This is a genomic window from Enterobacter chuandaensis, from assembly GCF_039718975.1.
Lineage (GTDB): Bacteria > Pseudomonadota > Gammaproteobacteria > Enterobacterales > Enterobacteriaceae > Enterobacter > Enterobacter chuandaensis.
Genome location: NZ_CP097173.1, coordinates 412,612 through 437,987 on the forward strand (window position 1 = coordinate 412,612; position 25,376 = coordinate 437,987).

Consider the following 25,376-nt stretch of genomic DNA (forward strand, 5'->3'; position numbering starts at 1 on the left):
GTTTTTAGTGTGGTTACTCCCCGGCTCTACGGTACATTCCCGGCGAAATCCCTGACGAAAAGCAGACTATCGTCAAAATTGACGTGTCGAATGAGCGGCGGATGTGACATGGGTTGAATTTCCGTCATGGAAAAACCCATTTGACTGGAGCCGACGGCAGAATGGTTCAGACTTAACATAATCCCCTGACGGAAGCATATGATGAAACCGGCGATTCTGGTGGTTGATGACGATATAGCAGTGTGTGAACTGCTACAGGATGTGCTGAGCGAGCACGTCTTTAGCGTGCTTGTCTGCCACAACGGTCAGGATGCGCTGCGGCAGGTCCAGCAGGAGCCGGCTATCGCGCTTGTTCTGCTGGACATGATGCTGCCGGACATCAACGGCCTGCAGGTTTTGCTGCAGCTGCAAAAGCTGCGTCCGGCACTGCCGGTGGTGATGTTAACCGGGCTGGGCAGTGAATCAGACGTGGTGGTGGGGCTGGAGATGGGGGCTGACGATTATATTGGCAAGCCGTTTAATCCACGCGTGGTGGTGGCCCGGGTTAAAGCCGTGTTGCGGCGTACCGGGGCGCTGGCAGCCGAAGCGCCGATACCGCGCGCGGCGGGGATAACCTTTAACGACTGGACGCTGGACACCACCCGCTGTGAACTGATTGATCCGCAGCGTAACGCCGTGCCACTGACGCAGGGTGAATATGGCCTGCTGCTGGCGCTCACGCAAAATGCCCGCCGGGTACTCAGCCGCGAGCAACTCCTTGAACTCACCCACAGCGAAAGTACCGAGGTATTCGACCGCACGATTGACGTGTTGATCATGCGCCTGCGGCGAAAAATCGAGGCCAACCCGCATCAGCCTAAGCTCATCAAAACCATGCGCGGTCTGGGCTACGTTTTCGCCGCCGATGTGTCTCATAGCGAGAAAGCAGCCTAGGTATTCTCTTTAATAAACAGCTTCAGCTCGTCCAGCGTTTTCGCGCCGTCAATCGCATTGGCGGCCAGCAGGCTGGCCCGCGCGCAGGCGTGCGCCAGATAAATGCTCTCCGTTAGCGTCAGCGATTCATGGCAGCCGTATAAAAAGCCCGCGCAAAACGCGTCGCCCGCGCCGACGCTGCCGATAATCTCGTTCTGCTCCAGTAACCATGATGGAACCCAGCGGCCTTGCTCACCGGGCGCTTCACCCCATGCCCCTTCCGGACAGTGGATCACTACCCGCTGATGAACGCCTGCCGCCAGCAGCTGCGTCGCGGCTTCGGCGATATGGGCAATGTTCAGCGCATCGTCGCCGTCGCGCATCTCCAGCCCGCTAAACTCCCCGGCTTCCAGCTCGTTAATGACCAGATAATCCAGATGGCGCAGGGCAGGGAAGACCAGCGGCTGATAGCGCGGGTCGCCCTTGCGGGACACCAGATCGAGCGAGGTTTCATACCCCTGCTCACGCATCTGCGCCAGCAGCCGCGCGCTGCGGGTGCCAAACTCGTCATCCGGCATATCCAGGCTGTCGAGCAGCAGCAGGTAGCCGAGATGAAAGATCTTCATCGATCCGTCGAGACGATCGAAGGCAGGAAGATCCAGCAGGCGGTTAGCGCCCGGCGAGTGGAAAAAGGTGCGCTGTCCGCTGGGATCGGTCATCACCTGCGACATGGAGGTCGGGGCGAAGGTGGTGCGCTGCACCCGCTGGCGGTTAACGTGATACTGGTCGAGCATCGCCAGAATGTAATCCCCGTCACCGTCTTCCCCAATCAGCCCCACCGCCTGCAGCGGCAGGCCTGTATGCATTTTCGCCAGCGTCAGCAGCACGTTCAGCGGCGCGCCGCCGGTTGAGCGTTCGCTGTGGGTGATTTCCGCCAGCCAGCCGCGCTCCGGCCACTGCACGATCTGGTGGACGTGATCCACCAGCATGTTGCCTGCGGCGATAATGCCTTTGCGTTCCATTATGCCTGCCCCGCGCTGCCGAAGATGCGCATCTGCTCGGCGACCGTATCGGTAATCGCCTCTTCAATGCCCAGCAGCAGTTCGGCAAACTCATCGTACAGCGGCTGGCGGTGCGACATGCGCTGCTCAACGGCGGCAAGCGCGGCCTGCGACATGCCGGTATAGAAGTTGATTTTATGGATGCCCAGCTCGATGGCGCGGCGGAAGTCGGCATCGCTAATCCCGGAGCCGCCGTGCAGCACCAGCGGCAGCCCCGTCTGCTGGCGAATGGCGTCCAGCCGCGGGAAATCGAGCTTCGGCTCGCCTTTATACTTGCCGTGCGCGTTGCCAATGGCAACCGCCAGCGCGTCGATGCCGGTCTTATCGACAAATTCGCGCGCCAGCTGCGGGTCGGTAAAGCACGCTTCGTCCGCATGACCGTAGAGCGCGCCGCCTTCATCCCCGCCGACCGCGCCCAGCTCCGCCTCCACCGAGACGCCCACCGCGTGGCACATCTTCACCACTTCCCGGGTCTGGCGAATGTTCTCCTCATAGCTCAGCGTCGAGCCGTCGAACATCACCGAGCTGAACCCCAGGCGCAGGGCGCGCACGACGGCCTCGAAATGCAGGCCGTGGTCGAGATTGAGCACCACGGGAATGTCATGACGGGCGGCTTCAAACTTTACGGCTTCGACAAGCGAATCCAGGGACACATACTTAAAGTGCACTTCGGCGATGTTGATGATAAACGGCGAGCGTTCCTGCTTTGCGGCGGCAAACAGCGCGCGCAGAAAGTGGGAATCGAGCACGTTAAACGCGCCCAGCGCGTAGCGATGTTTCCTGGCGTGCTCAAGACCGTCGGCAAGAGAAATCAGTGGCATCATTCACTCCTTATCTCCGAAACAGGTTGTACTCGTTGCACAGCACCAGCACCGCCGGTTCGTCTTCTTCGATGTTGTTATAGCGGGCAATGGGCTGTAAAAAGTGGTTGTCGTGCTCGTCGTCGTTCACAGAAGACACTTCGCCCACCAGCACGTCGCCAAACCCGCGTTCCCCCCAGAAGCTGTGATACAGGCAGGGTGTCAGACAGATGCTTTCCCCGGGCGTGAGGCGCAGCTGGCTACCGGGCGCGTGGGTTTGCCGACAGCCGTCTACCGTGACGGTCACGTCGGTGTTTTCGGTCTCCTCATGCGCGCCTGCATTCCATAACTCAATAATCAGATTCCCGCCGCCCCGGTTAATGATGTCTTCCCGCTTGCGCCAGTGGAAATGCATCGGCGTCACCTGGCCGTCGCGAACGTGCATGATTTTTTCGGCGTAGCACTTTTCATAAGGCACGCCGTTGGGCGAGCCGTTGCGCAGGGTAAACAGCGTCAGGCCCTCAGCGGCAAAGCTATTTCCGCCGAACGCCGTCACGTCCCAGCCGAGCTTGAGGTCGAACACCTCCTGCCATGCGGCCTGATCAAGCTGCTGCCATTTGGTCGGCGGAAAGCTGGCAAACGGCGGGAGATGTACGTCGTGCATGGAAAAGAACTGTCGCGTGTGGCCGAGAATTTCATTGATGTCGGAGCGTTTCATGGGGACTCCTGGCATTATGTGCAAAACGTACCCCTCATCCTAACCCTCTCCCCTTTGGGGAGAGGGCCGGGGTGAGGGGTGCTATTTAACCGTCCACCCCTTATACGTGCCGACGTTCTTTTTATCGATCATCGTCACCGGGATCAGCACAGGCTCTTTCGGCGCAGGTTTGCCCTGCAGAATGTCATAGCCGATCTCCACCGCCTTCGCCGCCATCACCTGCGGATCCTGCGCTGGCGTCGCCACAAACAGGGAGTTTTCGCGCTTCAGCGCCTCTTCACCGTCCGGGGAACCGTCCACGCCGACGATAAAGAACTCGTTGCGCTGGGCCTGTTTCGCCGCCAGATCGGCGCCGATCGCCGTTGGATCGTTAATCGCAAATACGCCGTCGATCTTCGGATTGGCCGCCAGCAGGGAGGTCATGACTTCCAGTCCGCCTTCACGACTGCCCTTGGCGTTTTGGTTATCCGAGAGCACCTTGATATCCGGATGTTTTTTGAATTCCGTCTGGCAGCCTTCCACACGGTTCTGCACCGCAGAGACCGGTGGTCCGTTGATGATCACCACGTTGCCTTTGCCTTTCAGGCGGTCGGTAATGTACTTACAGGCCATCTCCCCCGCCTGGGTGTTATCGGAGGTGATGGTTGCATCGGCCCCTTCCGCCGCCACGTCCACCGCCACGACCACGATCCCCGCCTCTTTGGCGCGCTTCACCGCCGGGCCGATCCCTTTGGAGTCCGCGGCGTTGAGGATGATCATGTCCACCTTCGCGGCGATGAAGTTATCGATCTGCGACACCTGCTGGCCCAGATCGTAACCGCTGGAGACCAGCGTCACCTTGACGTTATCGCCAGCCAGCTTGCGTGCTTCCAGCTCGGCACCTTTGGTGATCTGCACGAAGAACGGGTTAGCCAGGTCGCCCACCGTCACGCCGATGGATTTCAGATCTTTTGCCTGCGCAAACGGCGTTGCGGCCAGCAGCGCGCCAGCACAGAGCGCGGTCACTAAGGGTTTCAAACGCATCTTGTCTTCCTCGCTTGTAGGGTATTGTTGTTATGCACTTTGATGGTGTCGGGTACGGTATTTGTCGATCAGCACCGCTATGATGATCACCGCCCCTTTGATCACCAGCTGCCAGAAGTAGGAGACGCCCATCAGCGTCATGCCGTTGTTGAGGGTGGCGATGATCAGCGCCCCCACCAGCGTGCCGGTGATCGTGCCGATCCCGCCGACGAAGCTGGTGCCGCCGAGGATCACCGCCGCAATTGCATCCAGCTCGTACCCCGTGCCGAGGTTGCCGTTGGCGCTGTAGAGGCGCGAGGCGCTCATGACGCCGCCGAGACCTGAGAGCAGGCCGCTCATGCCATAAACAAACAGCAGCACCAGCCAGACCTTGATGCCCGTTAAGCGCGCCGCCTGCATGTTGCCGCCAACGGCATAGATGTGAACGCCGAGTGTGGTACGGCGCAGGATGAACCAGCAGATAGCGATAACCGCCAGAGCGATCACTACCAGCCACGGAATGGGGCCGAGATAGTTATTGCCGATCCACTCGAAGCTGATGTTGGAGTTAATCACCGTGGTACCGTCCGCCAGCAGGTAGGCCGCGCCGCGCAGCGCCGTATAGGTGCCGAGCGTGACGATAAACGGCGGCAGCCCGGCGAAGGCCACCAGCGCGCCGTTGAACAGCCCCAGCACCATGCCGAGCATCAGCGCTGCCGGAATGGAGAGCATCGCAAATTCAGGGATAAGCGAGACCACCATCGCCGCCACCGCCGTGGTGCCCAGAATCGAGCCCACGGAGAGGTCAATCCCGCCGGTCAGGATGATGAAGGTCATCCCCGCCGCCAGCACGATGTTGATCGACGCCTGACGGGTAATATTCAGCAGGTTGCTCTCGGTAAAAAAATTGGGCGCGATAAAGCCAAATACCGCCACAATCAGGATTAAAATCGGCAAAATGCCGATCGTTTGCATCAGATCGCTCATCAGCATTTTTTTGGCGGAGGCGGATTTCGCCACCTGCTGCGGATGGGTTGGAGTTGTCATGATTGCACCGCCTGATGATGTGTGTCGTTCACGCCGGTTGCCAGCGTCATAATGTTTTCCTGAGAGATGTCGCGCCCGTGCAGTTCACCCGCTATGCTACCTTCCCGCATCACGTAGACCCGGTCGCTCATCCCCACCACTTCCGGCAGCTCGCTGGAGATCATCAGAATCGCCACCCCCTTGCGCGCCATCTGGTTCATGATGCGGTAGATCTCGCTTTTCGCGCCGACGTCCACCCCGCGCGTGGGTTCGTCGAGAATCAGAATGCGCGGACCAATCGCCACCCAGCGGGAGATCAGCAGCTTTTGCTGGTTGCCGCCGGAGAGCCCGCCCGCGCGCACCTGAGAATGGGGTACGCGGATGTTGAGCAGGGCGATAGCGTCATCGGAAATGGACTGGGCTTTTTTGCGGTTAAGCATGCCGAAGGTGGCGTCGCGCTCCAGCGTCGCCATGGTGATGTTCTCCTGCGCCGCCAGCTCCAGAAACAGCCCCTGCTCCTTGCGGTTCTCGGTGAGAAAACCAATCCCGTTTTCAATGGCCGCGCGCGGGGAGTGGATCACCACCGGCTCGCCGTCCACCTCAATCATCCCGCCGGTGGCCTTGCGCACGCCGAAAATCAACTGCGCCAGCTCTGAGCGTCCGGCCCCGACCAGCCCCGCCAGCCCGACGATTTCACCGGAGCGCACCTGCAGGCTGCATGGCTGTACTTTTTTACCGTCGGTGAGGTGATGCACGTTGAGACGCGGGCTGCCGAGAGGGATATCGCGCTCTTTGTTGAACAGATCGCTGAGCGGGCGGCCCACCATCATTTTTACCAGCTCGGAGGCGTTGAGCTTGTCGCGCGTCAGGCTGCCGACGTACTGCCCGTCGCGCAGAACGCTCACGCGGTCAGAGAGTTCATACACTTCCGCCATGCGGTGGCTGATATAGATAATCGCCATGCCTTCATCGCGCAGGCGCAAAATCAGTTCGAACAGGCGGTGGGTTTCGCGGGAGGAGAGGGCGGCGGTGGGTTCGTCCATCACCAGGATGCGGCTGTTGCGGTGCAGCGCGCGGGCGATTTCCACCTGCTGCTGCTCGGCGATGGTCAGCTTCATCACCAGGTCGGTGGCGCTGAACTGCGCGCCGAGACGGTCAATCACCGCCTGCGCCTGGGCGGCCATCTCCTTGCGCTGCACCAGCCCGCCGCGCGACAGCTCGCTGCCGAGGAAGATATTTTCCGCGACGGTCAGATTGGGGGCGAGCTGCATCTCCTGGTAAATCAGGGTAATGCCAGCGGCCAGCGCGTCCTTCGGCCCTTTGATGTGAAACGGCTGGCCGTCGATCAGGATCTCGCCGCCGGTGGCGGTATAGGCTCCCGCGAGGATCTTCATCAGCGTGCTTTTCCCTGCGCCGTTTTCCCCCATCAGCGCGTGGATCTCACCGGGGAAGACCGTCAAATCTACACCCTTGAGCGCGTGAAAATTGCCGAAGGTTTTGGCAATGTGGCGCATCTCTAAAACCGGGGTTCTGCTCATGGCGGATCTCCTGTGAACGTCGATATCTGCACTTCATCACAGGTGCGTAAATGCAAAATGTCAGAAGCTGTTCATATTTGTCATAGTTATGAATAGCGAATGTGGATCACAGTTACGGAGTCAACATGTCTTCACGCCCCCCGTTCTTCACCAGCGCCCGTGGTCGCCTGCTGATATTTAATCTGCTGGTGGTGGCGGTAACGCTGATGGTGAGCGGCGTGGCGGTGCTCGGCTTTCGTCACGCCAGCCAGATCCAGGAACAGGTCCAACAGCAAACGCTGGATGACATGACCGGCAGCATGAACCTCGCGCGCGACACGGCCAACGTGGCAACGGCGGCGGTGCGGCTTTCTCAGGTGGTGGGGGCACTGGAGTACAAAGGCGAAGCCGAGCGGCTAAAGCAGATGCAAACGGCGCTGCGACACTCGCTGGAACAGCTTGCCGATGCGCCGCTGGCGCAGCAGGAGCCGGCGCTGGTGGCGCGCATTATTCGCAGGAGCAATGAATTACAGCAGAGCGTAACGGAGATGCTGGAGCGGGGGCAGCGACGCCATCTGGAGCGTAACGCGCTGCTGAGTTCGCTCTATCAGAGCCAGAGCTATTTACGCCATCTGCAGGACATCAACCGCCGCTTCGGCAGCAACGTGCCGGACGCGCAGCAGCTGATGGAGATGGATCGGCTGATCGTGGCCGCCATTGATACACCTTCGCCGCGTGCTACCGTTCAGCAACTGGATGCCGTGACGACCACGCTGCCACGACGTGCCATACAGCCGGTTGTGAACGCGGTCTTGCCGGATTTCAACGATGAACTGCGCAAGCTTGCCCCGCTGTCGAAACAGCTGGAGGAGAGCGATCTGTCCATCAGCTGGTATATGTTCCATATCAAGGCGCTGGTGGCGATCCTCAATAGCGATATCAACCAGTACGTGGCGCAGGTGGCGCAGGCCTCCACGCTGCGTACCGCCCAAAGCCATCAGGAACTGCGTTCGATCAGCGTATTTATCAGCATTTTCGCCGTGCTGGCGTTGATCATCACCGGCTGCGCCTGCTGGTATATCTACCGCAATCTGGGCTCTAACCTGACGGCGATTTCCCGGGCGATGTCGCGCCTCGCTCACGGCGAACAGGATGTTTCCGTTCCTGCGCTGCAGCGTCGCGACGAGCTGGGCGAACTGGCGCGCGCGTTTAACGTATTTGCCCGCAATACCGCCTCACTTGAGCACACCACCCGTCTGCTGAAAGAGAAAACCACGCAGATGGAGATTGACCGCATCGAGCGTCAGGGGCTGGAAGAGGCGCTGCTGCACAGCCAGAAGATGAAGGCCGTCGGACAGCTGACCGGCGGGCTGGCGCATGATTTTAACAACCTGCTGGCAGTGATCATCGGCAGCCTTGAGCTGACCGACCCCGAATCAAAAGACGCTCCGCGCATTACCCGTGCGTTGAAGGCAGCTGAACGCGGCGCGCTGCTGACCCAGCGCCTGCTGGCATTTTCCCGCAAGCAATCCCTGACGCCGCATGCGGTAGAGATGCAGCCGCTGCTGGAAAACCTCCGTGAGCTGATGCGCCACTCGCTGCCCGCCACCCTTACCCTGGAAATAGAAGCGCAAACCCCGGCCTGGCCCGCGTGGATTGACGTCAGCCAGCTGGAAAACGCCATCATCAACCTGGTGATGAACGCCCGGGATGCGATGGAGGGGCAAAGCGGGGTGATTAAAATTCGTACCTGGAACCAGCGCGTGACCCGCAGTGACGGGCGAAGGCAGGATATGGTGGCGCTGGAGGTGATTGATCACGGCAGCGGGATGTCGCAGGAGGTGAAGTCCCGCGTTTTTGAACCGTTCTTCACCACCAAGCAGACCGGAAGCGGGAGCGGGTTAGGCCTGTCGATGGTATATGGCTTTGTGCGCCAGTCCGGCGGGCGGGTGGAGATCGAAAGCGCGCCGGGACAGGGAACGACCGTGCGGCTTCATCTCCCGCGTTCTGTGCTGCCCGCCGCTGCAGATGATGAAGCGCTGTCAGCCACCGCCTCCGTCGATAGCGAGCGGCTGGTGCTGGTGCTGGAAGATGAGGCTGACGTTCGCCAGACCCTGTGCGAGCAGCTGCATCAGCTTGGCTACCTGACGCTCGAAGCGGACAACGGTGAACAGGCGCTGAGCATGCTGGCGGCGTCCCCGGATATTGGCGTGTTTATCAGCGATCTGATGTTGCCCGGAAGCCTGAGCGGGGCTGAGGTGATTAACCATGTGCGCAGTCATTATCCGCAGCTTCCGGTGCTGCTGATTAGCGGCCAGGATTTGCGACCCGCGCATAACCCTCAGCTGCCGGACGTTCAGTTGTTGCGTAAGCCGTTTACCCGCCAGCAACTGGCGCAGGCGCTGCGGAAGGTCACGGTAATTTGAGATTCCTCCGCTACCCTGGAACAATGCCATTCATTACCGTAAGGCCAGTTCACCTGCGAGTCTGGCCTTATGAAACGTTACTCTACCGCTCTGTTATTTGGTCTGCTGTCACTCACCAGCCAACTGGCGCATGCCGATGTGATTGATGACGCCATTGGCAATATTCAGCAGGCGATCAACGACGCCTATAACCCCAGCAGCAGCCGTAATGACGATGACGACGATCGTTACGACCGCAGCCGTCAAATCGATAGCCGACAGTACGACGATCGCCGTCGGCAGCTTGAAGACAGACGCCGCCGTTTAGATGAGCGTCAGCGTCAGTTAGATGACGATCGCCGTCGATTAGAAGAGGATGAGCGCAGGTTAGAGGACGATTACGATCGAGGCTAAGTGTGGCCTGTTGCCCTCACCCCGCCCCTCTCCCATGGGAGAGGGGGAAAACCTAATCCAATACCAGCACCATCCCGTCATATCCCGCTTCAATGCCGTCCGGCAGCGGATTATCCATCATCCACTCGTCAAACTGATGGCTGATGTGCGTCAGGATCACCTGCGGGCAGCCAATCACCTCGTTCAGCGCAACCACGGTGTTTAAATCACAATGGTTGCGCGGGATCTCGTCGCGCGGTTCATGGCTGCAGTCGATGATTATCACCTGCGGCTGGTTGTTGAGCAGAAACGTCACCGTTTTTTCCGGCAGCCCGGCGGTATCAGAGAGCCACGCCACGCGGCTGTGGGCGGACTCCAGCAGATATCCGAAGGTCAGTTTTGAATGGTTGAGCGGCAGCGGCGTGACCCGCAGCCCCTGAAGGTCAAACATCACAAACGGTTCGACCGTGTGGCTGAAATCCAGGATCCCGGGGTGTTTAAACAGGTCGTCACACCCTGCGTCGTCAGGCGGGCCGTAGACCGGGATGGTTGCGCCCACGCCCCAGCGCAGCGGGAACAGCCCCTGGACGTGATCCATATGGTAGTGCGTGAGCAAAAACTGTCGGAAGCTGCCTGCAGGCCAGTCGTCCATCAGGTGCGGAATGCCCGCGTCCAGCAGGGTGACCGCATCGTTGAATTTGACCACTGCGCTGCAGGGGCGACGGCGATAGTTGTCCTGCAGGCGCGCCCGGCGGCAGGCCGCGCAGTCGCAGCCAAAGACCGGCACCAGCTGGGCACCGCCGGTGCCCGTTAACGTAATCGTCAGACTCATCTCACACCTCTACAGCGGTTTGGTGAATCGAAAATGGCTCTGCGTATATCCCTCACGAACGTAAAAACGGTGCGCGTCCGTGCGCGTCACGCTGGTGGAGAGTTCGGTCAACTCAGCGCCCGCCTGCCGCGCAACGTCTTCCGCCCAGGCCAGCAGCTGGCTGCCCACCTTTAGCCCGCGCGCCTGCGGCATCACCACCAGCTTCTGGATCTCGCCGATCCAGCGCGCGTGGTGCAGGTGAAACTGCATGTGCAGACCGATCATGCCGACGACATGCCCGTCCAGCTCAGCAAGCTGGTAGCGCATGTTGTGATCCTGAAGGTTGGCAAGAAATCCGGCGTGAAACGCCTGATGGTCAAATTCACACTGCTTAAGCTCGCAAATCAGAGCGTAAACGATCGGCGCATCGTCGGCGGTGGCGGGGCGAAGCGGGCAGTCAGGCATGCTGTTTCTCCTTCAGACGGATCAGCGTTAAAAAGGTCTCGACTGACTGTAGCAAACTTCCGTCGTTATTGAGGACGTGACAGCCCGACGGGGTGTAGCGCGCCGCGCGCTCAAGGCGCTGGTCTATCTCACGCGCATTTTCCCGCCCCCGGCTTTGCAGTCGGCTGCGCAGGATATCCGGGGAAACCTGCAGGCAGACCGGTAGCAGCGCCGCTTCATACCGGGCTTTTGCCTGCGGAAGATGCGCGCGCGAGCCGTTAACCAGCACGTCGAAGCCCGCGTGCAGCCAGAGGTCGATCTCGATGCCGACGCCGTAATAAAAGCCGTTCGCGTGCCAGCTCAGCGCCAGCAGATTTTGCCCGGCGCGGGTAAAAAACTCCTGCTCGCTCAGGGCGATATGGTTTTCACTGCCAGCGTTAGCCGCGCGGGTAATGTAGCGATGCGCCACCAGCAGCTGTGAATGTTCCCGCTGCCGTAACGCCGACAGCAGGCTGTCTTTTCCCGAGCCGGACGGGCCCATTAACCAGATGAGTCTTCCCATCAGAACACCCTTTTTCCCTGACGCCAGACGTGGTCGATATGAACGTGCTCGCCCTTGCGGTGCGCCAGCACCAGGTCTGCCCGTTTGCCTTCGGCAATCTCACCACGGTCGTGAAGATTGAGCGCGTTGGCCGGGTTTTTGGTCACCAGTCGAATGGCTTGCGGCAACGTGAAGCGGTTGACCTCGTCGTCCGCCACCCGGAAGGCCGCGTCCAGCAGGCTGGCGGGGTAGTAGTCAGACGAGAGAATATCCAGCAGGCCGAGGGCAGCGAGCTTGCTTGCCGCCACGTTGCCGGAGTGCGATCCGCCGCGCACGATGTTCGGCGCGCCCATCAGCACGTTCATGCCGTGCTGGCGCGACGCCTCTGCCGCTTCGAACGTGGTGGGAAATTCGGCAATCACGCTACCAAGCTGGTGGGATTCGCGCACATGATCGTGCGTGGCGTCGTCATGGCTGGCCAGCGCGATATTCCGGTCCCGGCACATCGCGGCAATCTTAAGGCGGTTGGGCTGCGACCACCGGGCCGCCAACGCCAGTTGCTCTTCTTCGTAGCGCGCCATCTCCGCATCGTTGAGCGAGTATTTGCCCTGATAGTATTCGCGGTACTTCTCAATGTTGGCGAACTGGCGCTGTCCCGGCGAGTGGTCCATCAGAGAGACCAGCGAGACCGGCTCGCGCCCGACCAGCTTTTCAAACAGCGGCAGGGTGGTGTGGTGCGGGAGCTCGCAGCGCAGGTGTAAGCGGTGTTCGGCGCGGTTAAGGCCACGCTTTTGCGTCTCCTCCACGGCGTTGATCATCTTCTCCAGATTCTCCAGGCGATCGCCGCCGTCGCGCACGTCGCCGATCGCCACCGCATCCAGAACGGTAGTGATACCGCTGGCGACCATCAGCGCGTCGTGGCTGCTCATCGCCGAATGGGCGGGCCAGTCCACCTTCGGGCGCGGGGTGAAGAATTTGTCCAGATTATCGGTATGCAGCTCAATCAGCCCCGGCAGCAGCCAGCCGCCTTCGCCGTCCATCGCCTCCGGTGAGCGGCTCTGGGTTTCGGCAAAGGCGCGAATAACGCCGTCCTGGATTTCAACCGAACCCTTTACGACCTCATTTTCCAGAACCAGCCTGACGTTATTGATAATCATGCGTTTGTCCCCATCGGGTGCAATCTGTCCGCCACGCGGGTGCGTACGGCGTCGTCGTGAAAGATCCCGACGATCGCCGCACCCCGCGCTTTGGCCTGTTCGATCAGCGCTATCACCGCTGCGCTGTTTTTAGCGTCGAGCGAGGCGGTGGGTTCATCCAGCAGTAAAATCGGATAATCAACGATAAATCCGCGCGCGATGTTCACGCGCTGCTGCTCGCCGCCGGAAAAGGTCGACGGGGCGAGGTGCCACAGGCGCTCGGGCACGTTCAGGCGCGTCAGCAGGCTGGCGGCTTTGGCGGCGCAGGTTTCGCGCGGCACGCCGAGATCGAGCAGCGGCTGCATCACCACGTCCAGGGCGGAGATCCGCGGGATCACCCGCAGAAACTGGCTGACCCAGCCGATCGTCGTGCGGCGCACTTCCAGCACCTTGCGCGCCGGGGCTTGTACCAGATCGACCCATTCATCATTGTGGCGAATGCGGATGTGGCCTTCGTCCGGCAGGTAGTTGGCGTACAGGGAGCGCAGCAGGGTGGATTTACCGCTGCCGGAGTGGCCGTGCAGCACCACGCATTCGCCCTGATTCACCTCTAACGAGGCGTTTTGCAGCACCGGCAGGCGCACGCCGTTCTGCTGGTGGAGCACAAAGGTCTTACTCACGTTTTCTACGCGGATCATGTTGGCCTCTTAATTCTGCAATACGGACGACACCAGCAGTTGGGTGTACGGATGATGCGGGTCGTCGAGCACGCGGTCGGTTAACCCACTTTCCACCACCTGACCCTGCTTCATTACCAGCAGGCGGTCCGCCAGCAGGCGTGCAACGCCTAAATCGTGGGTGACAATCACCACCGCGAGGTTCAGCTCCACCACCAGGCCGCGCAGCAGGTCGAGCAGGCGAGCCTGCACGGAGACGTCCAGCCCGCCGGTGGGTTCATCCATAAAGACCAGCTTCGGGTGGGTGACCAGGTTGCGGGCAATCTGCAGGCGCTGCTGCATCCCACCGGAAAACGTGGTGGGCAGGTCGTCGATGCGCGAGGCGGGGATTTCCACCTCCTCCAGCCAGTGCTGGGCGGTGGCGCGGATGTTGCCGTAGTGCCGTGCGCCGGTGGCCATTAGCCGTTCGCCGATGTTGCCTCCCGCCGACACCTGACGGCGTAGGCCGTCCAGCGGGTGCTGATGCACCACGCCCCACTCGGTGCGCAGCAGGCGGCGGCGCTCGGCCTCGCTCATGGCGTACAGGGATTTGCCTTCATACAGAATGTCGCCGTTCTGCGGCGTCAGGCGCGCGGAGATGGACTTCAGCAGGGTGGTTTTGCCGGAGCCGGATTCCCCGACGATCCCCAGCACTTCGCCCGGCCACAGCTCGAACGACACGTCGCTGAAGCCTTTTCCCGGCGCATAAAGGTGAGTCAGATTATTAACCGAAAGCAGCGGTTTCATTGGCCGTTCGCCTCGCTCTGTTGGCGGCAGTAATCGGTGTCGGAGCAGACAAACATCCGTTTGCCCGTGTCGTCCAGCACCACTTCATCCAGATAACTGTGCTTTGAACCGCAGATGGCGCACGGCTCGTCCCACTCCTGCACCGTAAACGGGTGATCGTCGAAATCCAGGCTTTCGACGTGGGTATAAGGCGGGACGGCGTAGATGCGTTTTTCACGTCCGGCACCAAAGAGCTGCAGGGCGGGCATCATGTCCATCTTCGGGTTGTCGAATTTCGGGATTGGCGACGGATCCATGACGTAGCGCCCGTTCACCTTCACCGGGTAAGCGTAGGTGGTGGCGATATGGCCGAAGCGGGCGATATCTTCATACAGTTTGACCTGCATGATCCCGTACTCTTCCAGCGCGTGCATGGTGCGGGTCTCGGTTTCACGCGGCTCGATAAAGCGCAGCGGCTCCGGGATTGGCACCTGGAAAATCAAAATCTGATCTTCCGTCAGCGGGGTTTCCGGGATGCGGTGGCGGGTCTGGATCAGCGTCGCGTCTTCTGTTTTTTCGGTGGTGTTGACGCCCGTTACGCGTTTAAAGAAGTTGCGGATCGACACGGCGTTGGTGGTGTCGTCGGCCCCCTGGTCGATGACCTTCAGCACGTCCGCTTCACCAATCACGCTTGCTGTGATTTGAATACCGCCGGTGCCCCAGCCGTAGGGCATCGGCATTTCGCGCCCGCCGAACGGCACCTGATAGCCCGGAATAGCCACCGCTTTTAAGATGGCGCGGCGGATCATGCGTTTGGTTTGCTCGTCCAGATAGGCAAAGTTGTAGCCGCTTAAGTTAGCCATTTTTGCGCTCCCGTTGCAGGCGTTTCAGCAGTTCCAGTTCGGCCTGGAAATCGACGTAGTGCGGCAGCTTGAGGTGCGAGACAAAACCGGCGGCTTCAACGTTGTCCGCGTGGGCCAGCACAAACTCTTCGTCCTGCGCCGGACCGGCAACGTGCTCGCCGTAGTCCGGCGCCTGAAGCGCGCGGTCAACCAGCGCCATCGCCATCGCCTTACGCTCGCCGAGGCCAAACACCAGCCCGTAGCCGCGGGTAAAGTGTGGGTCTTCATTTTCCGGCGCGACAAAACCGTTGACCATTTCACACTCGGTCATCAGCAGTTCGCCGACGTTTACGGCAAAACCCAGCTCTTCCGGTATGATTTCGACGTCGATATAGCCGCTGCGAATTTCGGCTGCAAACGGGTGGTTGCGCCCGTAGCCGCGCTGGGTGGAGTAGGCCAGCGCCAGCAGATAGCCTTCGTCGCCGCGCATCAGCTGTTGCAGGCGAGATGAGCGCGAGCAAGGGTAAACCGGCGGCGTGCGGGTGATGTCATCCGGCTGCGCGCCTGAGTCTTCTTCCGCCTTCGCCAGGCCCTGGTTTGCCAGCAGGCTGAAGACGTGCGGAGACGGTTCCTGTTCGGCCTCTGAAGTGCTGAGCGTTGGGGCTTCGCCGTTCGCCAGCAGGGTGAAGTCCAGCAGGCGATGGGTGTAGTCGTAGGTGGGGCCAAGCAGCTGGCCGCCGGGAATATCTTTATAAACGGCAGAAATGCGGCGCTCCAGGCGCATCTCGGCCGTGTTCACCGGCTCGCTGACCGCCAGGCGGGGAACGGTAGTTCGCCAGGCGCGCAGCAGAAAGATGGCTTCCACGTTATCGCCGCTGGCCTGCTTCAGCGCCAGCGCCGCCAGCTCGCGGTCGGCAACGCCGCCCTCGGTCATCACGCGGTCAACGGCGAGGTTAAGCTGCTGCTCGATCTGGGCGACGCACAGCTCGGGAAGCCGTTCATCGCCCCGTCGTCTGTGCTCCTGCAGGGCATGGGCGGCGGCGATGGCCTTTTCGCCCCCTTTGACGGCTACGTACATCAGCACACCTCCACATGGGTGGTCCGCGGGATTGCCAGCAGGCGCTCGCCGCAGGTCAGGATCAGGTCAATACCCAGCGGGAACGGGTGCGGGCGCTCGGTCAGCTCGTGAATGATGCACTCCGGAAGCTGCGGCGCGACCATGCGCTCGTCGGCGATGCCTGCGCCGGTCAGGCGCAGCATGCGGCCGCCGCTCAGGCTGGAGACCTGCAGGATCAGCGTGGCGCTGGTCTCCGGGGCGACGGCGGAGCCTTCGCTCAGGGCATTCAGCTGCTCATGGCTGATTTGCTCGTCGGCTACGGCGAACACCGCCTGCTGGGGCTGATCGACCAGCGGGGCGCTGGTGTGAAAACGCAGGTTCTGACAGGCGATATCGTTCGACAGTGCGCCCGAGAGCCACACCGGGGTGTCGTTGTCGGCAAGCGTCAGCAGCACGCTGGTGGTCGCCAGATTGAGCGGCAGCCAGCCCTGTGAAAGCTGGTGCAGCGAGACAATCACGCCCGGCTCGCTCATGGCCTTCAACAGGCGACGAAAACTGTGTTGGGCATCCTGGACGGCCAGGGTAAAAGCAGGTTGAAGCGTCATGCGTTGTCTCCGCGAACGAGCGTAAAGAAGTCGACCCGGCTGGTGTTCACTTCGGCCTGACGTGCGGCAATGCGTGCGGCGCGGTCGGCTTCCAGCGGGGCAATAAGGGTTTCCATTAACGTCTGGAAATGCGGGGGTTCCTGCAAAAGCGCGTCGATCACCGCGCAGCGTTCGGCGTGCGCTTTGTCGCGCCCCAGCACGTAGCTGTAGCCCAGCGTGCCGCTGTTGAGGCGGATAGCCGCGCGGGTAAGGGGGGCGTCGCCCGCAAAAAAGCGCTCGCCGGTCCCGCCCATGCGCGCCTGGATTTGTACCAGGCCGATCTCCGGCGCGCGGATAGTGTCGTAGTCAGGCGTCAGGCCCAGCGCGTTCATGCGCTCACGCAGGGCGGGAGGCTGGCTATGGGCCAGCACGCGCATCCAGCGCTGTCGGGTGGAGGTGTCGACGTGCATTCAGTGCTCCATGGTGAATTCAATCATGTCGGCGCGGGTCAGGCTGACGGAGTATTCCGTCGCGTTGATCTCGCCGTCACGGTGGTTGAGAGTGCGCACGCAGAGCAGAGGGGCCATATTGGGGATTTCGAGCACCTTGCTCTCTTTCGCCTGCGCGCGGCGGGCGCTGATGCGCGTCTGGGTGCGCTTAAGGGCGATGCCCGTCGCATCCTGAAGAAAGTCGTGCAGGGAACCGCTGGCAAAGTTTTGCAGCACTGGCCAGAGGGCCAGGTCCGCGAAGTAGTGGTCAATCTGGCACACCGCCACGCCGTTGACCCGGCGCAACGTGCGCAGGTGAATGACGTTATCGCTCTCCTGAATGCCCAGCGCGTCCGCCACGTGGCTGGAGGCCGGGCGCAGGACCGAGAGCAGCTTTTCGCTGGTTGGGTGGCTGCCCTGATCGAGCAGGTTCTGGCTAAAGCGCGCCTGGGCGTTCAGCGGGTAGTCGAACGGGCGCATCAGCACCAGCACGCCCACGCCCTGACGGCGCTGGACCCAGCCGCGCTCGACCAGCTGGTCAATGGCGCGGCGCAGGGTGTGGCGGTTCACTTCGTAGCGGTCGGCAAGCTGCTGCTCGGCGGGCAGGTAGTCACCGCAGCGGTAGTGCGTGCGCAGCTCCACTTCGAGCTTTGCCGCAATCTCTTGCCAGCGGGTCGGGTAACTGGTCGGATGTCTGGATAAGTGCATACAAATCAAAGCCTCGCTTCTCAGATGAAGTGCTTACGCAAACGTTGAGAGAGGAAATCCAGCAGGCTGACGGTGATGATGATGAGCACCATCAGGGCGCAGGTTTGCTGGAACTGGAAACCGCGAATGGCTTCCCACAGGGTGACGCCAATCCCGCCTGCGCCGACCATGCCGACCACGGTGGCGGAGCGGACGTTGGACTCAAAGCGGTACAGGGAGTAGGAGATCAGCAGCGGCATCACCTGCGGCAGCACGCCGTAGAGGATCTCTTCGATTTTGTTGGCACCGGTGGCGCGAATGCCTTCCACCGGGCCGGGCTCGATGGCTTCGACCGCCTCCGAGAGCAGCTTGGAGAGCACGCCGGTGGTGTGGATGAACAGCGCCATCACACCCGCGAACGGACCCAGACCGACGGCGACCACGAACAGCATCGCAAAGACCATTTCATTGATGGCGCGGCAGGCGTCCATCAGGCGACGCATCGGCTGGTAAACCCACCACGGCACGATGTTCTCGGCGCTCATCAGGCCAAACGGAATGGAGAGGATGACGGCGAGGGCGGTGCCCCAGACGGCGATTTGCAAGGTGACCGCCATTTCGCTGAGGTAATCCGGCCACTGGCTGAAGTCCGGCGGGAAGAAGTCGGCGGCGAAGGTCGCCATGTTGCCGGAATCTTTGAAGAGAAGCAGCGGATCCATCTCTGCGCCTCTCCAGGAGATAACCAGCACCGCCAGCAGGATGGCCCAGCTTATGAGCGAGAACCAGCTGCGCTTTGGCGGCGGGAGGGTGATGGTTTGCATGTTGACTCCTTAATTTATTCTCCCTCTCCCTGTGGGAGAGGGGACTTGAGTTACTGCACCGCTTTATTCACGCTGGTCATCGCGCCGAGCGCGGCGGTCAGGCGGTCGAGATCGTCCAGCTGGGCCTGAATTTCAGAGACTTTGCTGGTCTTCTCCTCTTCCTTCAGGCTCTTGTTGTCCTTTACGCCCTGCATCTGCTTGAACAGCGCCAGCTGGCGAATCGGGACCAGCTGCAGGTCGCTGGACGCGCGGAACGGTGCCCAGCCCAGACGCTCCAGAACCGCTTTCTCTTCCGGCGTTTTGCCGTAGTTCATGAAGAAGTCGTACACCTTCTCCTTGGTGCTTTCGGTGAGGTTTTTGCGCCACACGATTGGGTCACCAGGGATTAGCGGTGATTTCCAGATGACCTTGATTTCCTTCAGCTTGTCCGGCGCGGAGGTCTTCAGCTTGTCGAGGTTTTCGGTGTTGTTGGTGGCAACGTCCACCTGCTTGTTCGCCACGGCCAGGGCGTTGGTTTCGTGGCTGGCGTTAACGGTGCGCTTAAAGTCGCTGGCGGAGGCGTTGTTTTTGGCGAAGACGTAGTAGCCAGGGACGAGGAAGCCGGAGGTGGAGTTCGGGTCGCCGTTGCCGAAGGTCAGCTCTTTGCGTTTGGCGAGCATGTCGTTGAGGTTGTTGATCGGGCTGTCTTTGTTCACGATCAGCACGCTCCAGTATCCCGGGGAGCCATCGGCCGCAACGGTCTGGGCAAAGACCTGACCGTTCGCGCGGTCCACCGCTTCCATGGCGGAGAGGTTGCCGTACCAGGCGATGTCCACTTTGTTGAAGCGCATCCCCTGGATGATGCCCGCGTAGTCCGGGGCGAAGAAGGCGTTCACTTTGATCCCCAGCTTAGTTTCCATATCTTTCAGGAAGGGTTCCCACTGGGGTTTCAGGTTCTGCTGTGATTCCGTCGAAATGATGCCAAAGTTCAGCGCTTTTTCCTGCTCCTCGGCGTGGGCCGGGCTTAACAGGGTGCTGATGCTGAACATGCTGGTAAAGGCCAGCGCGGCAACCGTTTTATAGCTCATTTCCATTCCTCGTTATGGGGACGTTATGCAGCCTGCGCGCGCTCTTCGACGCGGTTTACGCTGCGGTAGAGATGGTCAAACGTTCGTTATCAAACTGATGGCTTGCGCCATCAAAGAACACATGCCCCTGCCGCAGGGCGACAATGCGCTCGCAGTAGCGCAGGGCATAATCCACCTGATGCAGCGTCACCACCACGGTGATGCCGTCGTTCTGGTTAATGTCGCGCAGGGTTTCCATCACGACGCGCGCCGATTCCGGGTCCAGGGAGGCGATGGGCTCGTCGGCGAGAATGATTTTCGCTTTTTGCATCAGGGCGCGGGCAATGGCGACGCGCTGCTGTTGTCCACCGGACAGGGTGGAGACGCGCTGGTGGGCGAAATGCGCCATGCCGACGCGGGTCAGCGCCTGTAAGGCTTCCTGCTTCTGGGATGGGGAGAACCAGCGCAGGCAGGTGCGCCAGAAGGGCGTGCTGCCGAGCGCGCCAATCAGCACGTTCTCAAGCACCGTCAGACGGTTCACCAGGTTGAACTGCTGGAAGATGTAGCCCGTCTGGGCGCGGCTTTTGCGGATATCGCTTGCCAGACGGCCTGCGCGCTGCACGGTGTTGCCCAGCAGTTCGACGTGGCTTTCCGGCGTTTTATCGCAGGTAATGAGGCCGCTCAGGTGACGCAAAAGGGTGGATTTACCTGAACCGGATGGCCCCAGCAGCGCTACCATGTCGCCCTGCTGGACGGTCAGATCAACGGCATGCAGAGCCTTGTTGTGATGGAAGGTCTTGCTCAGTTTCTCGACGCGGATGACGGTTTGCATGTGCTGGGCCTCACGATAAATGTGGCCTCATGCTGGCGCATCAATATGACATTTGGGTTAAGTGCAGGTTGCGGGAGTTTGAAGAGTTGAGGGGAGTTTGATGACAGGCGGAGGCAGACCGCCCACCGCCCGAAGATTAGTGCTGCTGCTTAACGACGTTAATCATCCACGGCACGCCGTATTTGTCGGTGACCTTACCGAAACCGTGCGCCCAGAAGGTCTCCTGCCACGCCATTTCGATATTCCCGCCAGCGGCGAGGTTGTCGAACCAGCGTTTGCCTTCCGACACATCCTGCGTGTCGAGCACCAGCGTGAAGCCCGCGTATTGCGCGCTGCTGCCAGGCGGCAGCCCGTCGCTCATCATGATATCGCTGCCCGCAATGCGGACGTTAGAGTGGGCGATAGCCGAATCCGGAAACTGCATGCCGGACGGACAGCCTTCTTCGCTGTTATCGCTTTTTGGCATTTCGCCGAAGGTGATTTTATAGAGGAGTTCTGCGCCGACGGCCTGCTGATAGAAGGCGGTAGCCTCTGCACAGTTGCCAGCGAAAGAGATGTAGGGACTTAACGGCATAATCTTTACCTCACGTAAGAAAAGCCCATTAAGTGTAGTTCCCGAACGCCCGGTAAGCGAAGCGCCACCGGGCGGGGAAATCAGGTCTTTTTCACGAACTCAGATTTCAGTTTCATCGGACCGAAGCCGTCAATTTTGCAGTCGATATTATGATCGCCCTCAACCAGACGGATATTCTTCACTTTGGTGCCGATCTTCAGCATGGAAGAGCTGCCTTTCACCTTCAGATCTTTAACAACGGTGACGCTGTCGCCGTCTGCCAGCAGATTACCGTTCGCATCTTTGACGACCAGCGCATCAGCATCCTGCGCTGGCTCAGCATCATTCCATTCGTGTGCGCATTCCGGGCAGATGAACATGCCATTATCTTCATAGGTGTATTCAGAATTGCATTTTGGGCAGTGTGGGAGTGTCATATCGGTATCCTCAAAAGTGTTAACGCGCCGGAAAGTGCCAGCTAAATGACGGCAGAGTGCCGAAAAAGGCGGCAAGTATAGCGCAAATCCACACGTTTGTCGGTGATATTGTGAATTTAAAAAATGCAGAAAGTGTGGTGCGAGTGACACTTCCTGTCAGTGAGTTAAGCGATGCTAACGTCATTAACACGGTGGAAAGGGAAGCCGCTAAATATATCGAATATTTTATTGCGGCAAATTGCTACGCACCTTCATTTCGGATAAGGTGAAGCGACACATTGTTATTTATCTTCGGTCTTTACTGCCATACATTTCTTATGGCGGTGGCATATCCCCTCTCTTTATGGTGGGTAAATAATGATGATATATCCTGAAGATTTTTTAAATGGACTACGCTTTTTATCTTTTGGCTGTCAGGCCTTAAGGAGCGTTTTACACGCCATGCAAGGATAGCCATTTATTTCTGATTATCTTCAATCAGTTATATTTCGGTGAAGATGTTTTCCACACGTGATCATATAAGCCTGAAAAAAATAATTAATACCAGTGGCTTAATAAAAGTAATAAATTTGCGTTAAGGAAAGGCTTTTATCATGCACACACAGACCATTTTTGAATTAAGTCAGGAAGCTGAGCGTTTGCTACAGCTTGCCCTGCAAAATCTCGATACCCTGAAATCAATGCCAACAGCGAAGCTGGAGAGCACGACGGCTGCTATTACGGGTGAAAAGAACAACGTGCTGCCTTTGCATTTTAGTGCGCGAGGCGTCGAAGCGCAGCAGGCAATGCTGAATAATGAATTACGCAAAATAACACGTCTGGAAATGGTTCTGGCTATCGTTGGCACCATGAAAGCGGGGAAATCGACCACCATTAATGCCATTGTCGGTACGGAAGTGTTACCGAACCGCAACCGCCCAATGACGGCGCTGCCTACGCTTATTCGCCACACGCGTGGTCAGAAGGAGCCGGTGCTCCATTTTTCCCATGTCTCACCTATTGATGAGTTGATCCAACTGCTTCAGAAAAAGCTCTGTGATTACGATCGCGGCAAGCTGGCTCAGCATCTGGAAATTGATAAGGATATGAATACGCTGCTGGAGCGTATTGAGAAAGGAGAAGCCTTTGAAAAGCATCATCTCGGAGCGCAGCCAATATTTCATTGCCTGAAAAGCCTTAATGACCTGGTGAGGCTCTCTCAGGTGCTGGGTGTGGCGTTTCCGTTCTCAGAATATGCGGCTATCGAACATATTCCGGTGATTGAAGTGGAGTTCGTGCATCTTGCGGGTCTTGATGCACATCCTGGACAGCTGACGTTGCTCGATACTCCGGGACCGAATGAGGCCGGGCAGCCGCATCTGCAAAAAATGCTTAGCGAGCAGCTGGCGCGCGCGTCGGCGGTGCTGGCGGTGATGGATTATACCCAGCTTAAATCCATTTCCGATGAAGAGGTTCGCCAGGCTATTTCAGTGGCGGGGAAATCGGTGCCTCTGTATGCGCTGGTGAATAAATTCGACCAGAAGGATCGCAATAGCGACGATGAAGAGCAGGTCAGGGCGATGATCTCCGGCACCTTAATGAAAGGCAATATTTCGCCCGGCCAGATTTACCCTGTTTCCTCCATGTGGGCGTACCTGGCAAACCGCGCCCGCTACGAGATGAATACCCACGGGCAGTTGCCGGATCATCAGGAGCAGCCCTGGGTGCAGGATTTTGCCGAAGCCGCTCTCGGACGCCGCTGGCGTACGGCGGATTTGGACGACATTGACCATATTCGCCACGCTGCCGATTTGCTCTGGGAAGATTCGCTGTTTGAACAGCCGATACGCAAGCTGATTTACGCCGCCTATGCGAATGCCTCGTTATTCGCGCTGCGCTCGGCCTCGCATAAGTTGCTCAACTATGCACAGAATGCCCGGGAATATCTCGACTTCCGCTATCAGGGGCTGACGGTGGCCTTTGAGGCGCTGGAACTGAATATTGCGCGCCTTGAGGAGGACATGACCCTGCTGCAGACGCGCCAGAGCATGGTGGGCGATGAGGTGAAACATGAAGTTGAGCAGGCGCTTAACGCCACGGCTGACTTTATGGGAGAGCAGAGAACGGTGCTGCATCAGGCAATTGGTCATGTGTTCAGCGCGCACAATATTCTTAATTTGGCAGGCATTGAACCGCTCAATCTCCGCGGTGACGAGCCGCAGGAGCTGGAACAGCTGGTGCTGGAGGACGAAGGGCAGGCGCAGATTACCCTGAGCAAAATCCGATCCTCTTGTGAACTGATCATGCTGGATGCGCAGACGAAAATCTGCCGGGAGCTGGCGTTACGCTTCGATCAGCTGGAATCTACGCTGGCACGCTCGCTGAATGACGCCATGCGGCCCATCGAAATGCGTATTAAAGAGCATCTGAGCCATGCCGGCTTTCGGGCGCGGATAAGCTTCCCGGCTTTTCAGGCTAACCAGCTTAATTTCAACACGCGGGGGTTGTTTAACGATGCCATTGCGCAGGATAACCGCCCGGCAGGTCAGCCATCCGGCGCGGGGAGTATGCGTGAAACGGTTTCGCGCTGGCTGAATAATCCGGGCTGGGGCTGGGATGATTATGTGGTCACGCGCACGCGATACGTTATTAATATTGCGCAGCTGCATGACAAATTTAAGCAACATATCGATCAGTTCTGTGAACAAATACGTAAAGCTTTGTCCGCGCAGGTCGATGTCTCTGTTACGGCAGGTATGGCAACGTTCTTTGCAGAATTTTCGCTATGCCTGACCGGGTTACAGGAAAGCTTGCGTGATAGCCTCGCAGTGCGTCAACAAAATGAGCATTCAACCCGAGCGCTCAGCCAGCTGTTGAAGCAAAGCATTACGACTGCGACGTGGATACAGGAAGATACCCGACTGTTACGCGATGATATTCAAACTCTATTCGCGGCAGAGCAACCATGACAACACCACTACTGGACGGTCCCGGGCGAACGCTGGAGTGTATTCATCCCAAATTTATGGTCGATCTTGTGCAGGGCGTGGACGCGGCGCGTCATCCCCGCCTGGGGCCACAGCAGTTGCAGTTTCGTGAGCGTTTGACGCAGGAGATCATGACGCATACCCGGCTACGGCCCTGGGCGATGGCGGGAATGCTTAATGAGAACGCGGCCCTGCGCCTGGGGCTGGCGGAAAAGCTCGCTGGCATGCTGGATCCGGGCCATCTTGCGCTGACGCTGATGGCCGATAAACTGATTGCCCTGCGCCAGCTGACCCCCTTGCGGACCCAGCAATCTCCTGGCCTGCCTGAGCAGTACGCTGAGCTCTCCTCTCATTTTACGCAACGAGCTGCTTATAAAGAAAAGGCGCTGGCCCAGCGTGGACTGACGGTACAGGCGGGCGAGCACAGTGAACAAATTTTCACCCGCTGGCGAGCTGGCCACTATGACGGCTGGTCTCTTGCCGGGCGCTGTTTCATCGTCCTGGAAGAGCTGCGCTGGGGCGCGTTTGGCGATGCCTGCCGTCTGGCGAACGACGATGTGTCGGCAATGCTCAAGGACAACTTACGCAGCATGGCCGCCAACTACCTGGCTCAGGGCATCAATGCGTCCCCCACGACCCGCCATTTCTATCATCAGTGGCTGACCACACCCGCTTCGGCGGGTTTAATCGATCATAAAGACATGCTGGGCTGGCTGGGTGACTGGTGTCAGGCGGATAAGCACCCGGTAAGCTGGTCAGTGACGCAAAGCTGGCAGACGGTCGCGCTGGGTATGCCGAGGCTGTGTTCGGCAAAACGGCTGGTGGATGCGATGGTGGAGGAGATTTTTGGTTGAA

Annotated in this window: 26 protein-coding genes and 1 pseudogene; 5 read left to right on the top strand and 22 right to left on the bottom strand. The window is 59.4% G+C overall.

From position 1 onward, the window contains the following. The first annotated feature begins 201 nt into the window (after nucleotides 1–201). Nucleotides 202–933 (top strand): response regulator, encoded by a 732-nt coding sequence (locus MX657_RS02045; protein ID WP_080330018.1) that lies wholly within the window; start codon nucleotides 202–204, stop codon nucleotides 931–933. On the opposite strand, the gene MX657_RS02050 is transcribed toward MX657_RS02045, so the two are convergent. The 6 genes from MX657_RS02050 to MX657_RS02075 all read right to left on the bottom strand — a co-directional run bounded on the left by MX657_RS02050 (nucleotide 930) and on the right by MX657_RS02075 (nucleotide 7,057). Beyond that, a complete protein-coding gene (locus tag MX657_RS02050; protein ID WP_346807135.1) occupies nucleotides 930–1,934 on the bottom strand; it encodes a carbohydrate kinase family protein in 1,005 nt (334 codons plus the stop codon). The genes MX657_RS02045 and MX657_RS02050 overlap by 4 nt on opposite strands. Then, entirely contained in the window at nucleotides 1,934–2,794 is an 861-nt protein-coding gene (locus tag MX657_RS02055; protein WP_346808522.1) for a ketose 1,6-bisphosphate aldolase, read from the bottom strand. Before MX657_RS02055 ends, MX657_RS02050 begins: the two co-directional genes overlap by 1 nt. Nucleotides 2,795–2,804: 10 nt before the next feature. Continuing rightward, the gene (locus MX657_RS02060; RefSeq protein WP_080329990.1) at nucleotides 2,805–3,491 is read right to left on the bottom strand and encodes a D-lyxose/D-mannose family sugar isomerase; all 687 of its coding nucleotides are present in this window, start codon (nucleotides 3,489–3,491) and stop codon (nucleotides 2,805–2,807) included. Between the two features lie 81 nt (nucleotides 3,492–3,572). Continuing rightward, nucleotides 3,573–4,514: an ABC transporter substrate-binding protein gene (locus MX657_RS02065; protein ID WP_028015197.1), complete on the bottom strand. Its 942-nt coding sequence runs from the start codon at nucleotides 4,512–4,514 to the stop codon at nucleotides 3,573–3,575. Between the two features lie 30 nt (nucleotides 4,515–4,544). Beyond that, on the bottom strand, nucleotides 4,545–5,540 hold the full coding sequence (locus MX657_RS02070) for an ABC transporter permease subunit (RefSeq protein WP_333017754.1): 996 nt from the start codon (nucleotides 5,538–5,540) through the stop codon (nucleotides 4,545–4,547). Continuing rightward, nucleotides 5,537–7,057: a sugar ABC transporter ATP-binding protein gene (locus MX657_RS02075; RefSeq protein WP_028015199.1), complete on the bottom strand. Its 1,521-nt coding sequence runs from the start codon at nucleotides 7,055–7,057 to the stop codon at nucleotides 5,537–5,539. The genes MX657_RS02070 and MX657_RS02075 overlap by 4 nt, the downstream gene beginning before the upstream one ends. A gap of 125 nt (nucleotides 7,058–7,182) precedes the next feature. Here MX657_RS02075 and MX657_RS02080 point away from each other — a divergent pair, with 125 nt between their 5' ends. Beyond that, on the top strand, nucleotides 7,183–9,462 hold the full coding sequence (locus MX657_RS02080) for an ATP-binding protein (RefSeq protein ID WP_346807138.1): 2,280 nt from the start codon (nucleotides 7,183–7,185) through the stop codon (nucleotides 9,460–9,462). Between the two features lie 69 nt (nucleotides 9,463–9,531). Beyond that, the gene (gene yjdP, locus MX657_RS02085) at nucleotides 9,532–9,855 is read left to right on the top strand and encodes a DDRRRQL repeat protein YjdP (RefSeq protein WP_047362632.1); all 324 of its coding nucleotides are present in this window, start codon (nucleotides 9,532–9,534) and stop codon (nucleotides 9,853–9,855) included. A gap of 52 nt (nucleotides 9,856–9,907) precedes the next feature. Here the strand turns inward: yjdP and phnP are convergent, their stop codons facing one another. The 16 genes and pseudogenes from phnP to MX657_RS02165 all read right to left on the bottom strand — a co-directional run bounded on the left by phnP (nucleotide 9,908) and on the right by MX657_RS02165 (nucleotide 21,555). Then, on the bottom strand, nucleotides 9,908–10,666 hold the full coding sequence (gene phnP / locus MX657_RS02090; RefSeq protein WP_346807140.1) for a phosphonate metabolism protein PhnP: 759 nt from the start codon (nucleotides 10,664–10,666) through the stop codon (nucleotides 9,908–9,910). A gap of 9 nt (nucleotides 10,667–10,675) precedes the next feature. Continuing rightward, complete coding sequence (gene phnO, locus MX657_RS02095) at nucleotides 10,676–11,110, bottom strand: aminoalkylphosphonate N-acetyltransferase (protein ID WP_346807142.1); 435 nt, start codon at nucleotides 11,108–11,110, stop codon at nucleotides 10,676–10,678. Next, a complete protein-coding gene (phnN, locus tag MX657_RS02100; protein WP_119916580.1) occupies nucleotides 11,103–11,654 on the bottom strand; it encodes a ribose 1,5-bisphosphokinase in 552 nt (183 codons plus the stop codon). The genes phnO and phnN overlap by 8 nt, the downstream gene beginning before the upstream one ends. Beyond that, nucleotides 11,651–12,787 carry an alpha-D-ribose 1-methylphosphonate 5-triphosphate diphosphatase gene (gene phnM / locus MX657_RS02105; RefSeq protein ID WP_119916581.1) on the bottom strand — a complete coding sequence of 379 codons (1,137 nt, stop codon included), beginning with the start codon at nucleotides 12,785–12,787 and terminating at the stop codon, nucleotides 11,651–11,653. Before phnM ends, phnN begins: the two co-directional genes overlap by 4 nt. Next, nucleotides 12,784–13,464 carry a phosphonate C-P lyase system protein PhnL gene (gene phnL, locus MX657_RS02110; protein WP_080329999.1) on the bottom strand — a complete coding sequence of 227 codons (681 nt, stop codon included), beginning with the start codon at nucleotides 13,462–13,464 and terminating at the stop codon, nucleotides 12,784–12,786. Before phnL ends, phnM begins: the two co-directional genes overlap by 4 nt. 9 nt (nucleotides 13,465–13,473) lie before the next feature. Beyond that, complete coding sequence (gene phnK / locus MX657_RS02115) at nucleotides 13,474–14,229, bottom strand: phosphonate C-P lyase system protein PhnK (protein WP_080330000.1); 756 nt, start codon at nucleotides 14,227–14,229, stop codon at nucleotides 13,474–13,476. Beyond that, nucleotides 14,226–15,071: an alpha-D-ribose 1-methylphosphonate 5-phosphate C-P-lyase PhnJ gene (phnJ, locus tag MX657_RS02120; RefSeq protein WP_080330001.1), complete on the bottom strand. Its 846-nt coding sequence runs from the start codon at nucleotides 15,069–15,071 to the stop codon at nucleotides 14,226–14,228. Before phnJ ends, phnK begins: the two co-directional genes overlap by 4 nt. Beyond that, on the bottom strand, nucleotides 15,064–16,128 hold the full coding sequence (locus MX657_RS02125) for a carbon-phosphorus lyase complex subunit PhnI (protein ID WP_346807144.1): 1,065 nt from the start codon (nucleotides 16,126–16,128) through the stop codon (nucleotides 15,064–15,066). The genes phnJ and MX657_RS02125 overlap by 8 nt, the downstream gene beginning before the upstream one ends. Further along, the gene (phnH, locus tag MX657_RS02130) at nucleotides 16,128–16,712 is read right to left on the bottom strand and encodes a phosphonate C-P lyase system protein PhnH (protein ID WP_333017747.1); all 585 of its coding nucleotides are present in this window, start codon (nucleotides 16,710–16,712) and stop codon (nucleotides 16,128–16,130) included. The genes MX657_RS02125 and phnH overlap by 1 nt, the downstream gene beginning before the upstream one ends. After that, on the bottom strand, nucleotides 16,709–17,161 hold the full coding sequence (gene phnG / locus MX657_RS02135; protein ID WP_346807145.1) for a phosphonate C-P lyase system protein PhnG: 453 nt from the start codon (nucleotides 17,159–17,161) through the stop codon (nucleotides 16,709–16,711). Before phnG ends, phnH begins: the two co-directional genes overlap by 4 nt. Beyond that, complete coding sequence (gene phnF / locus MX657_RS02140) at nucleotides 17,162–17,887, bottom strand: phosphonate metabolism transcriptional regulator PhnF (protein WP_346807147.1); 726 nt, start codon at nucleotides 17,885–17,887, stop codon at nucleotides 17,162–17,164. 20 nt (nucleotides 17,888–17,907) lie between these two features. After that, on the bottom strand, nucleotides 17,908–18,687 hold the full coding sequence (gene phnE / locus MX657_RS02145; RefSeq protein ID WP_119916585.1) for a phosphonate ABC transporter, permease protein PhnE: 780 nt from the start codon (nucleotides 18,685–18,687) through the stop codon (nucleotides 17,908–17,910). A 50-nt stretch (nucleotides 18,688–18,737) separates the two neighbouring features. Further along, the gene (phnD, locus tag MX657_RS02150; RefSeq protein WP_119916586.1) at nucleotides 18,738–19,754 is read right to left on the bottom strand and encodes a phosphonate ABC transporter substrate-binding protein; all 1,017 of its coding nucleotides are present in this window, start codon (nucleotides 19,752–19,754) and stop codon (nucleotides 18,738–18,740) included. A 23-nt stretch (nucleotides 19,755–19,777) separates the two neighbouring features. Then, a pseudogene (gene phnC / locus MX657_RS02155) lies at nucleotides 19,778–20,565 on the bottom strand (phosphonate ABC transporter ATP-binding protein). A gap of 136 nt (nucleotides 20,566–20,701) precedes the next feature. Further along, entirely contained in the window at nucleotides 20,702–21,139 is a 438-nt protein-coding gene (gene yjdN / locus MX657_RS02160) for a VOC family metalloprotein YjdN (protein WP_080330009.1), read from the bottom strand. A gap of 80 nt (nucleotides 21,140–21,219) precedes the next feature. Further along, nucleotides 21,220–21,555: a zinc ribbon domain-containing protein YjdM gene (locus MX657_RS02165; RefSeq protein ID WP_346807150.1), complete on the bottom strand. Its 336-nt coding sequence runs from the start codon at nucleotides 21,553–21,555 to the stop codon at nucleotides 21,220–21,222. Nucleotides 21,556–22,148: 593 nt separating this feature from the next. On the opposite strand from MX657_RS02165, the gene crfC reads away from it, so the two are divergent. Both crfC and MX657_RS02175 read left to right on the top strand, forming a co-directional pair. Beyond that, a complete protein-coding gene (gene crfC / locus MX657_RS02170) occupies nucleotides 22,149–24,503 on the top strand; it encodes a clamp-binding protein CrfC (RefSeq protein ID WP_333017745.1) in 2,355 nt (784 codons plus the stop codon). Continuing rightward, nucleotides 24,500–25,375, top strand: coding sequence for a diguanylate cyclase regulator RdcB family protein (locus tag MX657_RS02175; RefSeq protein ID WP_080330012.1), 876 nt, complete (start codon nucleotides 24,500–24,502; stop codon nucleotides 25,373–25,375). Before crfC ends, MX657_RS02175 begins: the two co-directional genes overlap by 4 nt. Nucleotide 25,376: the final 1 nt, after the last annotated feature.

What these genes read in the sequence shown, in the direction of transcription:
- MX657_RS02075 (WP_028015199.1), bottom strand. Translation starts at nt 7,057, where the DNA reads ATGAGCAGAACCCCGGTTTTAGAGATGCGCCACATTGCCAAAACCTTC.
- phnO (WP_346807142.1), bottom strand. Translation starts at nt 11,110, where the DNA reads ATGCCTGACTGCCCGCTTCGCCCCGCCACCGCCGACGATGCGCCGATC.
- crfC (WP_333017745.1), top strand. Translation starts at nt 22,149, where the DNA reads ATGCACACACAGACCATTTTTGAATTAAGTCAGGAAGCTGAGCGTTTG.
- phnF (WP_346807147.1), bottom strand. Translation starts at nt 17,887, where the DNA reads ATGCACTTATCCAGACATCCGACCAGTTACCCGACCCGCTGGCAAGAG.
- phnD (WP_119916586.1), bottom strand. Translation starts at nt 19,754, where the DNA reads ATGAGCTATAAAACGGTTGCCGCGCTGGCCTTTACCAGCATGTTCAGC.
- MX657_RS02070 (WP_333017754.1), bottom strand. Translation starts at nt 5,540, where the DNA reads ATGACAACTCCAACCCATCCGCAGCAGGTGGCGAAATCCGCCTCCGCC.
- phnG (WP_346807145.1), bottom strand. Translation starts at nt 17,161, where the DNA reads ATGCACGTCGACACCTCCACCCGACAGCGCTGGATGCGCGTGCTGGCC.
- yjdN (WP_080330009.1), bottom strand. Translation starts at nt 21,139, where the DNA reads ATGCCGTTAAGTCCCTACATCTCTTTCGCTGGCAACTGTGCAGAGGCT.
- phnM (WP_119916581.1), bottom strand. Translation starts at nt 12,787, where the DNA reads ATGATTATCAATAACGTCAGGCTGGTTCTGGAAAATGAGGTCGTAAAG.
- phnJ (WP_080330001.1), bottom strand. Translation starts at nt 15,071, where the DNA reads ATGGCTAACTTAAGCGGCTACAACTTTGCCTATCTGGACGAGCAAACC.
- MX657_RS02165 (WP_346807150.1), bottom strand. Translation starts at nt 21,555, where the DNA reads ATGACACTCCCACACTGCCCAAAATGCAATTCTGAATACACCTATGAA.
- MX657_RS02125 (WP_346807144.1), bottom strand. Translation starts at nt 16,128, where the DNA reads ATGTACGTAGCCGTCAAAGGGGGCGAAAAGGCCATCGCCGCCGCCCAT.
- yjdP (WP_047362632.1), top strand. Translation starts at nt 9,532, where the DNA reads ATGAAACGTTACTCTACCGCTCTGTTATTTGGTCTGCTGTCACTCACC.
- phnK (WP_080330000.1), bottom strand. Translation starts at nt 14,229, where the DNA reads ATGAAACCGCTGCTTTCGGTTAATAATCTGACTCACCTTTATGCGCCG.
- MX657_RS02175 (WP_080330012.1), top strand. Translation starts at nt 24,500, where the DNA reads ATGACAACACCACTACTGGACGGTCCCGGGCGAACGCTGGAGTGTATT.
- MX657_RS02080 (WP_346807138.1), top strand. Translation starts at nt 7,183, where the DNA reads ATGTCTTCACGCCCCCCGTTCTTCACCAGCGCCCGTGGTCGCCTGCTG.
- MX657_RS02055 (WP_346808522.1), bottom strand. Translation starts at nt 2,794, where the DNA reads ATGCCACTGATTTCTCTTGCCGACGGTCTTGAGCACGCCAGGAAACAT.
- phnE (WP_119916585.1), bottom strand. Translation starts at nt 18,687, where the DNA reads ATGCAAACCATCACCCTCCCGCCGCCAAAGCGCAGCTGGTTCTCGCTC.
- phnL (WP_080329999.1), bottom strand. Translation starts at nt 13,464, where the DNA reads ATGATCCGCGTAGAAAACGTGAGTAAGACCTTTGTGCTCCACCAGCAG.
- MX657_RS02050 (WP_346807135.1), bottom strand. Translation starts at nt 1,934, where the DNA reads ATGGAACGCAAAGGCATTATCGCCGCAGGCAACATGCTGGTGGATCAC.
- MX657_RS02060 (WP_080329990.1), bottom strand. Translation starts at nt 3,491, where the DNA reads ATGAAACGCTCCGACATCAATGAAATTCTCGGCCACACGCGACAGTTC.
- MX657_RS02045 (WP_080330018.1), top strand. Translation starts at nt 202, where the DNA reads ATGAAACCGGCGATTCTGGTGGTTGATGACGATATAGCAGTGTGTGAA.
- phnP (WP_346807140.1), bottom strand. Translation starts at nt 10,666, where the DNA reads ATGAGTCTGACGATTACGTTAACGGGCACCGGCGGTGCCCAGCTGGTG.
- MX657_RS02065 (WP_028015197.1), bottom strand. Translation starts at nt 4,514, where the DNA reads ATGCGTTTGAAACCCTTAGTGACCGCGCTCTGTGCTGGCGCGCTGCTG.
- phnH (WP_333017747.1), bottom strand. Translation starts at nt 16,712, where the DNA reads ATGACGCTTCAACCTGCTTTTACCCTGGCCGTCCAGGATGCCCAACAC.